The organism is Pedobacter sp. BG31 (assembly GCF_042464845.1).
Classification (GTDB): Bacteria; Bacteroidota; Bacteroidia; order Sphingobacteriales; family Sphingobacteriaceae; genus Pedobacter; species Pedobacter suwonensis.
Genome location: NZ_JBHNZK010000041.1, coordinates 1 through 9,817 on the forward strand (window position 1 = coordinate 1; position 9,817 = coordinate 9,817).

Genomic DNA, 9,817 nt, shown 5'->3' on the forward strand with positions numbered 1-9,817 from the left:
TAAGGGTGTTTTATCCGCAAAGGGCAGAGCGCACAGCGGTTTCCCGGCATTAAGGGCTTAGGGCGCTAAGCTTTGTTCCCCGCAGATTACACTGATCTCCGCAGAGACCATTCCATCATCCGTTTTAGATTCTTCCATTATAAGGGTGTTTTATCCGCAAAGGGCAGAGCGCACAGCGGTTTCCCGGCATTAAGGGCTTAGGGCGCTAAGCTTTGTTCCCCGCAGATTACACCGATCTCCGCAGAAAGCCATTCCATCATCCGTTTTACATCTCCCATCCTTACTCCTTTATTTTATATCCCGGGTTAAATAGCCCTGATGGTAGCGGCATCCCTTTTGGCGAATAAAAATTGTTTAAAAAATAAGGTTTCCAAAAGGATAAAGCGCACAGCAGGACGGGACCTATCCCAAATGCTCGGGACACTGCGCTCCAAGACCCAGAGGTATTTAAATTATTAAGGAGTTGAGAAAAGTTAAGGTTGTGCTCCCGCAGAAGACGCTGATCTCCGCAGAAAGCGTTCCATCTCCATTTTACATCTTCCATGTGATGTCCCGGGTTAAATAGCCCTGATGGAAGCGGCATCCCTTTTGGCTAAGAAAAATTGTTTAAAAAATAAGGTTTCCAAAAGGATAAAGCGCACAGCAGGACGGGACCTATCCCAAATGCTCGGGACACTGCGCTCCAAGACCCAGAGGTATTTAAATTATTAAGGAGTTGAGAAAAGTTAAGGTTGTGCTCCCGCAGAAGACGCTGATCTCCGCAGAAAGCGTTCCATCTCCATTTTACATCTTCCATGTGATGTCCCGGGTTAAATAGCCCTGATGGAAGCGGCATCCCTTTTGGCTAAGAAAAATTGTTTAAAAAATAAGGTTTCCAAAAGGATAAAGCGCACAGCAGGACGGGACCCGGCCCAAACGCTCGGGACACTGCGCTCCAAGACCAAGAGGTATTTAAATTATTAAGGAGTTGAGAAAAGTTAAGGTTGTACTCCCGCAGAAAACGCTGATCTCCGCAGAGAGCATTCCATCATCCGTTTTACATTTTCCATCTTTCGCATCAAAAAGTGAGCGGGACGGGACCGAACCCAAAGGCACAGTAAACTGCGCTCCAAAAATGAAAGAGATTTATTGAAAATATGGTATGATCTCGCTTAGGCCTTCGCTTCTTCCTTAACCGCCAATTGCCCACAGGCAGCATCGATATCTTTACCACGGCTACGGCGGATGTTGGTATTGATCCCCTGGCTTTTTAAATAATTAGAAAAAGCATCAATCTTATCGCCTTCAGCGTTGGTGAAATCAGCGAAAGATATTGGATTATATTCAATCAGGTTTACTTTACAGGGAATATGTTTACAGAATTTAGCCAAATCCATCGCATCAGAAATTTCATCGTTAAAATGATTAAAAACGATGTATTCGTAGGTTACCGGATTTTTGGTTTTGGCAAAATAATATTTTAAGGCCTCGGCAAGTGATTTTAATGAGTTGGCCTCATTAATGGGCATGATCTCATTACGCTTTTTATCATCAGCGGCATGTAGCGACAAGGCAAGGTTGAATTTTGCGCCATCATCACCTAATTTTTTGATCATCTTGGCAATACCGGCAGTAGAAACTGTAATCCTTTTGTAGCTCATGTTTAGTCCATCGGGTGCTGTAATGCGTTCGATAGACTTTAGTACATTGGCATAATTTAACAGCGGTTCTCCCATCCCCATGTACACAATATTGGTAAGGGGATTGTTATAATTCTGCCTGGCTTGTTTATCAATCAATACTACCTGGTCATAAATCTCGTCAGCATTTAAATTACGCTTACGTTCCATATAACCGGTTGCACAAAATTTACAGGTTAGGCTGCAGCCTACCTGCGAACTTACACAAGCAGTCATGCGATCTTCCAGCGGAATTAAAACACCCTCTACGATATTGCCATCTGCTAACTTAAACGTATTTTTGATGGTATGGTCGTTACTGAACTGAGAGTTGTTAACCTGAACGGCATTAATGGCAAAAGTTTCGTCCAATGCTTTACGAAGGTCTTTGGATAGATTACTCATCTGCTCAAAACTCGTTGCCGATTTTTCCCAAAGCCACTGGTAAATTTGCTTTGCCCTAAAAGCAGGCTGTTGCATTGCAGTAAGATGTTGTTGCAATTGTGGCAGATCTAACGCACGGATATCGGTTTTTTTTGCTGTTACCATTTGTTGCAAAGGTACTTAAAAAAGGCAGAAGGTAAAAAGCTGGAAGGTATAAGGACGATAATCAGGCCAAATTTTACAAATTTTTAGCTTTATCTTCCTCTTCCTCTTGTGTTTGACTTGCCTGAAGGTTTGCCTTTTGCAGGCCGCGAATTTCGGTTTCCGCTATTGGCCTTGCCGGAAGGTTTTGAACCTGGGTGACCAGCTGTTTTCTTAGCCGATGATTTTTGATTGGATGGTTTCGGTCTGAATACCTTTTTGGGCGGTTCTTCTTTAAGTTCCGGAATTTCCTCCCGCACGTTTGCCTTTTTCCGGGCGGTGCTTTTTGTTTTAGCCTTGGCTTCTGAGGACGAATTTTCTACACTTTTGGTAATGGCCTTCATCTCTTCATCAGTAAGCTCCCTAAACTCTCCTGTTGGAATACCTTTAAGGCTGATATTCATGATGCGTGTGCGCTCCAGTTTGGTTACTTCGTAGCCAAAATGCTCGCACATTCTTCTAATCTGCCGGTTTAAACCTTGAATTAAAATGATATTGAAAACAAAGGTGCTAAGCTGCCGTACTTTGCACTTGCGCGTATTTACACCCAAAATAGGAACGCCATTACTCATTTCAAAGATAAAATCTTCGGTAATGGGTTTATTAACAGTGACTACGTATTCCTTCTCGTGCTTGTTCCCTGCACGCAGGATTTTATTAACGATATCACCATTGTTGGTGAGGAAGATCAGGCCAGATGAATCTTTGTCTAACCGGCCGATGGGAAATATTCTTTCACTGTAATTAACATAATCGACAATATTATCACGTACGGTGCCTTCAGTGGTACTGGTAATGCCAACAGGTTTATTGAAAGCAAGCAGGATAAAATTACTTTCTTCTTTGGGTTCGATATGATGGCCGTTAACCATCACTTTATCTCCTGCAAAAACCTGATCACCTATCCTGGCTCTTTTTCCGTTGATGAAAACCGTTCCCTTTTCAATATATCGGTCTGCTTCACGACGTGAACATAATCCACTTTCACTAATGAATTTATTTAAACGGGTGGCAGCATTATTGTTCATACTGCAATTTTACGGAAATAAATCGTGTTATCCATTTTCAACTGCCGCAACAAATGCTTTAACGTTAGCTTTAAGTCCGGTTAAAGTTTCCTGATCTATAATTTCTGCATCAGGATTAATCTTTGCTTTTGCAAAGGAAATAAGCTTTGAAGAGATATTGGCCTCAAGTACCGTTAAAATATCTATTATGGATTTATAGGCTTTTTCACCCTGTGTAGAAGCTACAAGTGCAAAAACAGGTTTCCCTGAAAATGATGCTGAGCTTACCGTCCAATCGAGCAGGTTTTTAAGCGATCCTGGTAAACCCATGGCGTATTCAGGTGTAGAAATGATGATGCCGTCTGCTTCCTGGATGGTTTTACGAAGGTCATAAACAATCCTTGGTGGATCTGCTAAATCTAGATCTGGGTTGAAATGTGGAACATCTGCAATAGTTGGGAAGATATAGACCTCAAAATCTTTTCCCAGAAGCTGACTAATAGCCGAAATATAAAGCCCATTGGTGGATGAGGTTTTGGTGCTTCCTGAAATGGCCAATATTTTTTTCATGGCTAAATCTAACAAAGTGGAAATAGAATATCAATATGGCCTTGTAATTCGGCAGTCATTTCCAAGAATGACCATCAAAACACACCCGGTTTCGATGGCCTCATTTGAATGTATTGTGAGCTAAAAGTTTTGATCATCTGCACTTGGTCCGTAACTGCCTGGGATAGGAATATCCAGTAATCTTAAATAAACGCCGAGCTGTGCCCTGTGATGAGTAGTTTGGCTAAGGGAGTGGCGAATGGTTTCATATTTAGAATAATCGGCCAAAACTTGTTTGCCCATCCTTAATATCCAGCGTCCACCCAAATCCTCTTCTGTTGCTTTTTTCAGTTCTGTTTTCCCTTCGTTATAATTTTCTTCCAAAATTTTTACCAGATCACCAACATTTTCTATAGTTTTTTCTACATAAGGTGCTGTTTCGAAATCCAGTCCATCGGTAGTTAAGGCTAAAGAAACCCAGCTCGGCAGATCAGCAATATGAACCGCTAATGATTTCAATTTCATGCTTTTTTCGTGTGGAGCCCAGTCAAATTTTTCTGCCGGAACAATCGCGAGGAATTTTTTTGTGATGTTAAATTCGGCTTCTAATTCTTTCAATAATAAATTAATAATTTCCATGTTTTTCTGTTTTGTTTTTTCTGCTGCGTGTAATTCCATAAGTAGTAAATCAGCGATGCTCATGATTTTGATGTTTGTTTAAACAAAGAAAAAGCCCGCCACTGACAACCTTATGACAGCCTGGAAAAATGTTTTTAATCATTTACGGGATTAGGCGCGCGTGGTCAATTAGTGACATGTGCTGTGTTTTTTGAAAGGGAAGCCTAAATTCCTGAGACAGATGATCCCGGTATTCATGCTCTGGGATCTGATAACCGTTACGTACGCTCATATCGAACCTTTCTTCAATTTTTTTCTACCGTAATGTATTTTCTGGAATAAAGCGGGTTTAACATTCAGAAAGATGGTCGATACGGTTCATGGTTTGTTTTTTGGAGGTGTTTAAAATTAAAGTTTCTCAATCAATTTTTCTTGTGGTACGTTATTTGCAAAGATAAATCCATATTAAATATTTAGGTTAAACCGTTATTATAATGGATAATCTAAACAATCTAAATCAATGGCGGCTGTTATTCAGAAAAGATTCTTCCGGGCAATCAAAAGTAAAGTGATCATCGGTTTTTTGTTCGCCTGTTTCGCATTGCTTTTGGCATGGGGTATCAGTAAATTTGCCTTTACGCGGATGCTGGATACCGTTGAAGAAATTTCTGCACCAAACGACCGCTTAAGGATTGTTAACGACCTATCGCATAGGATAGCCAGGTTAGATCAGTTGCAGCGCGATGAGGCTTTTAACAAACAGGGCACCTATAGTTTTCTTAAAGAATCGCGGAGGTTAAGGTCGGGTTTAGATACCCTGCGTAAATTATACCGGGGTGATTCTGCGCAGTTGGCAAGGATAAAATCTATTAAAATTTTACTGTCAGAGCGGGATAAACAATTTGTGAACTACCTTAAGGTGAGGGAAACACTGGTGAATACCAAATCTTTTTCGGAGGAGGTCAGGAAATTGAATGAGCTTGTGGCTACACGTAGCAGGCAAGCTGACAGTGCGGTATTAACCACCGAAACGACCACATCAACCACTACGGTTGCACCTGAAGAAGAACAAAAATCGAGGGGTTTCCTGAGCAAACTTTTTGGCAAGAAAAAATCTGATGTTTATAAAATTATTAATGAGGAATTTAAAGTTAAGCGTGATACCTTAAATGCAAAGGCTGAAGATAGTATCATGAAAAGCATGACGGGTTCGTTAAAAAATATCGAACTGGAACAACGTCAGAAAAGCCAGAAATTTTTAAAGCGGGAAGCCGACTTGTCGAGTGCAAGCAATGCTTTAACCGCTAAAATACTACAGATTTTAAGAGAAGTTGAAGGGCAGGCTGTAGCCCAGGTCGATTTAAATGGTATCCAGGCTAAAGAAGTGGTTAATGATGGGATTACCCAGATTACAACCATTATCATTATCTTTTTTCTGTTAACGGTTATTCTGCTGTATTTAATTATGGCCGATATTACAAAAAGTAACAGATATAGAAAAGAATTGGAACTTGCTAAAGACGAGGCTGAATACCATGGTAAAGCGAAGCAACGGTTCCTGTCAAATATGAGCCATGAGATCAGAACGCCTTTGCAGTCTATTTTAGGTTATGCCGAACTGATTACCCAGCAGGATGTACCTAATAAGAAAGATGTTGATGCCATTTATCAATCTTCCATCCACCTACTTCAGATTGTTAACGAAGTTTTGGATTATAACAGGATTACGTCGGGTGAGTTTAGCTTCAACAACCAGGTATTCAATATCAGAAAAGCTTTGGACGAAGTGGTTTCGGTAATGCGGCCATTGGCAGAACAGAAGTTGCTCCGGTTAGATACGGCATTTGATCTTGCCGGTCTGGATTTTGTAAAGGGAGATGTTTTCAGGCTAAAGCAAATTTTATTTAACTTATTGGGTAATGCAGTAAAATTTACTTTGAAAGGTGAAATTGAGCTGGCTGTATCTTACAAAAAGCAGGGAAATGATCTGCATTTCCATTTTACAGTAAAGGATACAGGGATCGGTTTTGAGGAAAAAGATATTCCGAAGATATTTAATGAATTTGAGCAGATCGAATCTCCCGAAAAATATTTGATTAATCCTGCAGGGACCGGTTTGGGCCTGCCTATTGTTAAATCTTTGATTGAAGCGCAGGGAGGAAGAATTTATGTGAAAAGTAAACCGGGCATGGGTACCACATTTAATATTTACATCAAATATGAAAATACCACAGAGCGTGTAAACGATGCCTTAGACTTAACGCATTATGCCATTGTAAATCCGGGAAGGGTTTGGGTAATCGACGATGATAAACTGATCCTGGATTTATGTGGGATGATTTTCGAGAGAAATAAAGTGCCTTACAGGAGTTTTACACAGGTGGCAGACATTCTTCATACCGAGCCCGATGCTGATTTGAAGTATGTTTTGATAGATATGCGCATGCCTGAAATGACGGGTTTTGAACTCTGCCACTTATTGAAAAGGAAACTGCCGCAAAATGTTAAATTTTATGCCATTACCGCACAGGTTCTACCTGAAGAGCGCGAAATGGTTTTGAGTGAGGGTTTTGACGGATTAATTATGAAACCGTTTAGGGCGGTTGATATCCTGTCTATTTTTGATAAAACAGAAATATTGGCCAATCAACCTGAATTTGATTTTTCCTCAATCGAGAAAATGACTTTTGGCGATCAGGAATTATTGGAAAAAATCCTTACCCGCTTCAGGCAAGATTCGATTGATGATGCAGCCGAACTAAAAAAATACCTGGATGAAAACGATCATGATAGGAGCAGATTATTGGTTCACCGGCTTGCTGGACGCGTGGCCCAGATGGGCTCGAAAACCTTAGCCAATGCTTTTAGAACCCTGGAAATGGAAATAGTGGAAAATGGATTAACCGAAAATATTAAATCTGAGCTGTTACTACAGCTCAGCGCATTGGATAGTTTGATTGCCTTTATAGAAAAAATCGACAATGTTACTGTAGAATAGTTATTCTATCCCGTAGCGTTCCATTTTAGCATACAACGTTTTGCGGTCGATATTTAAGATTTTTGCAGCTTTTGATTTGTTATATCTTACTTTGATCAGTGTTTCGGTGATCAATGCTTTTTCATTTTGTTCGTTAACAGCTTTCAGATCGGATGAATTGCCCGGAGCTGATTGCTGATGGACAGAAACCATCATTTCATCGGGTAATGCATTGATCTGGGCAACATCGCCCTGGCTCAATAAAACCATTCGTTTGATCACATTACTAAGCTCGCGGAGATTTCCCGGCCAGTCATAACTCAACAATAATGCTTTCGCTTCAGCAGAGATACTTTTCACATTACGACCTAAATCGCGGTTGGATAAAGTGATAAAGTGGTTGATAAATAATTCTAAATCCCCGCCCCTTTCGCGTAAAGGCGGAAGCTGGATTTTAAATTCATTTAAACGATGGTACAGATCTTCTCTGAATTCTCCCTGTTGCATGCTATTGGCCAGGTCATCATTGGTAGCCGTGATGATACGTACATTAACGGGAATCTGTTTGGTACTGCCCAAAGGTTGTATCACCCTTTCCTGTAAAGCCCTGAGCAACTTAATCTGCACCTCATAGCTTAGGTTGCCCACTTCATCTAAAAATAAAGTTCCTCCATCGGCAGCCTCAAACTGGCCTTTTTTATCATTTAGCGCCCCTGTAAACGCCCCTTTAACATGTCCGAATAATTCACTGGCGGCCAAATCTTTGGATAATGCACCACAATCGATAGCAACAAATGGTTGGTTGGCACGTTTGCTCTGCTGATGCAGGGTTCTGGCTGCAAATTCTTTCCCTGTACCGCTTTCGCCCTGTATGATTACCGACATGTCTGTAGGCGCGACCAAATTAATATGCTCATAGAGTTTATCGGCAACGGTACTTTTACCCTTAATAAAATCGCTGTTTACTTCTTTTGGTTCAACACTCTTTAAGTCCTTTTTGGTTAAAGAACTTTTGATCACCATTAAAAGCTCATCTGGATTAACCGGCTTGGTGATGTAATCAAATGCACCCAATTGAATTGATTTGACTGCTGTACGGACATCGTTAAAACTGGTCATGATGATGACCGGAATAGAAAGCCCTAAATCGCGAAGGTGGGTAAGCACTTCAAATCCGGTTCCATCCGGCAGGCGGTAATCGATTAAAAGTAAATCGAATGTATTGGTTTCAACTTGCTTAAATGATTGTTTTACTTGTGTTACGAGGGTAACCTCATGACCATTTTTTGTTAAAAAACCATCGAGTATTTGAGCAAATGTGTTATCGTCTTCTAAAATCAGGATTCTCGCCATGTAACAAAAATAAGAAAAGCCAGACATAATCTGGCTTTCTTATCATAGGTAGATGTAATTATTTGGGTTTTATTGTACAGGCTTACCGTCTTTATCGATCTTAACAGATCCGGTTTCTGCTTCTTTTTTTACGTTAATTAAATAGTACTCTTTAGTACCTTCTTTTACCGACCAGGCTTCAGTAGCGGTCCATCCTTTGTAAGCATCAGATTTTAAGGCGGTGGTTACCGGCTCAGGAAGTTCTTCCAGTTTTACCGGCGTTTTTACTGCACTGTCTTGAACTGCAACAATTGCAGCGTTTTTCATTGTATTTACTTCACTTGCCTGTACTGCTGTGAATCCTGCAAATGCTAAAGTGGCGGCTAAAATGATCTTTTTCATAATATGATGTTTTAAATATGGTTTGTAACTATCGTTACGTTAAATACTTGTTAATTCTTGAGCGCTAACTTATATTATTTATTGAACGGGTTTACCGTCTTTGTCAATTTTAACAGATCCGGTTTCTGCGTCTTTTTTAACATTAATTAAATAATACTCTTTTGTACCTTCTTTTACCGACCAGGCTTCAGTAGCGGTCCATCCTTTGTAAGCATCAGATTTTAATGCTGTAGTTACGGGCTCAGGAAGTTCTTCCAATTTAACCGGGGTTTTTACTGCACTGTCTTGAACTGCAACAATTGCAGCGTTTTTCATTGTATTTACTTCACTTGCCTGAACTGCTGTGAATCCTGCGAATGCTAAAGTAGCGGCTAAAATGATCTTTTTCATGATATAATGTTTTATATGTTTTGTAACTATGTTACTTTTAATACTTGTTAATTATAGAGCGCTAACTGCATTTATTTATTGAACTGGTTTACCGTCTTTATCGATTTTAACAGATCCAGTTTCTGCTTCTTTTTTCACATTGATTAAATAATACTCTTTGGTACCTTCTTTCACCGACCAGGCTTCAGTAGCGGTCCATCCTTTGTAAGCATCAGATTTTAATGCTGTAGTTACGGGCTCAGGAAGTTCTTCCAATTTAACCGGAGTTTTTACTGCGCTATCTTGAACCGCAACAATTG

9 protein-coding genes are annotated in these 9,817 nt (G+C 40.2%); 1 reads left to right on the forward strand and 8 read right to left on the reverse strand.

Going from position 1 to position 9,817, the window contains the following annotated elements; all coding sequences use genetic code 11:
- Nucleotides 1–1,151: 1,151 nt before the first annotated feature.
- The 4 genes from rlmN to ACFE6N_RS23380 form a co-directional block, all read right to left on the reverse strand.
- On the reverse strand, nt 1,152–2,207 hold the full coding sequence (rlmN, locus tag ACFE6N_RS23365; protein WP_145858863.1) for a 23S rRNA (adenine(2503)-C(2))-methyltransferase RlmN: 1,056 nt from the start codon (nt 2,205–2,207) through the stop codon (nt 1,152–1,154).
- Nucleotides 2,208–2,296: 89 nt separating this feature from the next.
- Nucleotides 2,297–3,271 carry a 23S rRNA pseudouridine(2604) synthase RluF gene (rluF, locus tag ACFE6N_RS23370; protein ID WP_378940325.1) on the reverse strand — a complete coding sequence of 325 codons (975 nt, stop codon included), beginning with the start codon at nt 3,269–3,271 and terminating at the stop codon, nt 2,297–2,299.
- 27 nt (nt 3,272–3,298) lie between these two features.
- Nucleotides 3,299–3,820: an NADPH-dependent FMN reductase gene (locus ACFE6N_RS23375; RefSeq protein ID WP_378940327.1), complete on the reverse strand. Its 522-nt coding sequence runs from the start codon at nt 3,818–3,820 to the stop codon at nt 3,299–3,301.
- Nucleotides 3,821–3,940: 120 nt separating this feature from the next.
- Nucleotides 3,941–4,438, reverse strand: coding sequence for a DinB family protein (locus ACFE6N_RS23380; RefSeq protein WP_378940329.1), 498 nt, complete (start codon nt 4,436–4,438; stop codon nt 3,941–3,943).
- Between the two features lie 499 nt (nt 4,439–4,937).
- On the opposite strand from ACFE6N_RS23380, the gene ACFE6N_RS23385 reads away from it, so the two are divergent.
- A complete protein-coding gene (locus ACFE6N_RS23385; protein ID WP_378940331.1) occupies nt 4,938–7,415 on the forward strand; it encodes an ATP-binding protein in 2,478 nt (825 codons plus the stop codon).
- Here ACFE6N_RS23385 and ACFE6N_RS23390 read toward each other — a convergent pair whose 3' ends face one another.
- The 4 genes from ACFE6N_RS23390 to ACFE6N_RS23405 form a co-directional block, all read right to left on the reverse strand.
- Nucleotides 7,416–8,747 carry a sigma-54-dependent transcriptional regulator gene (locus ACFE6N_RS23390; protein WP_378940333.1) on the reverse strand — a complete coding sequence of 444 codons (1,332 nt, stop codon included), beginning with the start codon at nt 8,745–8,747 and terminating at the stop codon, nt 7,416–7,418.
- A gap of 69 nt (nt 8,748–8,816) precedes the next feature.
- The gene (locus ACFE6N_RS23395; protein WP_378940335.1) at nt 8,817–9,128 is read right to left on the reverse strand and encodes a hypothetical protein; all 312 of its coding nucleotides are present in this window, start codon (nt 9,126–9,128) and stop codon (nt 8,817–8,819) included.
- Nucleotides 9,129–9,206: 78 nt separating this feature from the next.
- Entirely contained in the window at nt 9,207–9,518 is a 312-nt protein-coding gene (locus tag ACFE6N_RS23400) for a hypothetical protein (protein ID WP_378940336.1), read from the reverse strand.
- 75 nt (nt 9,519–9,593) lie between these two features.
- Nucleotides 9,594–9,817, reverse strand: a 224-nt coding sequence (locus ACFE6N_RS23405; protein WP_378940338.1) for a hypothetical protein, incomplete at its 5' end; no start/stop codon positions are given.

Coding starts and splice junctions, on each gene's coding strand:
- rlmN (WP_145858863.1), bottom strand. CDS start 2,207: ATGGTAACAGCAAAAAAAACCGATATCCGTGCGTTAGATCTGCCACAA.
- rluF (WP_378940325.1), bottom strand. CDS start 3,271: ATGAACAATAATGCTGCCACCCGTTTAAATAAATTCATTAGTGAAAGT.
- ACFE6N_RS23375 (WP_378940327.1), bottom strand. CDS start 3,820: ATGAAAAAAATATTGGCCATTTCAGGAAGCACCAAAACCTCATCCACC.
- ACFE6N_RS23380 (WP_378940329.1), bottom strand. CDS start 4,438: ATGGAAATTATTAATTTATTATTGAAAGAATTAGAAGCCGAATTTAAC.
- ACFE6N_RS23385 (WP_378940331.1), top strand. CDS start 4,938: ATGGCGGCTGTTATTCAGAAAAGATTCTTCCGGGCAATCAAAAGTAAA.
- ACFE6N_RS23390 (WP_378940333.1), bottom strand. CDS start 8,747: ATGGCGAGAATCCTGATTTTAGAAGACGATAACACATTTGCTCAAATA.
- ACFE6N_RS23395 (WP_378940335.1), bottom strand. CDS start 9,128: ATGAAAAAGATCATTTTAGCCGCCACTTTAGCATTTGCAGGATTCACA.
- ACFE6N_RS23400 (WP_378940336.1), bottom strand. CDS start 9,518: ATGAAAAAGATCATTTTAGCCGCTACTTTAGCATTCGCAGGATTCACA.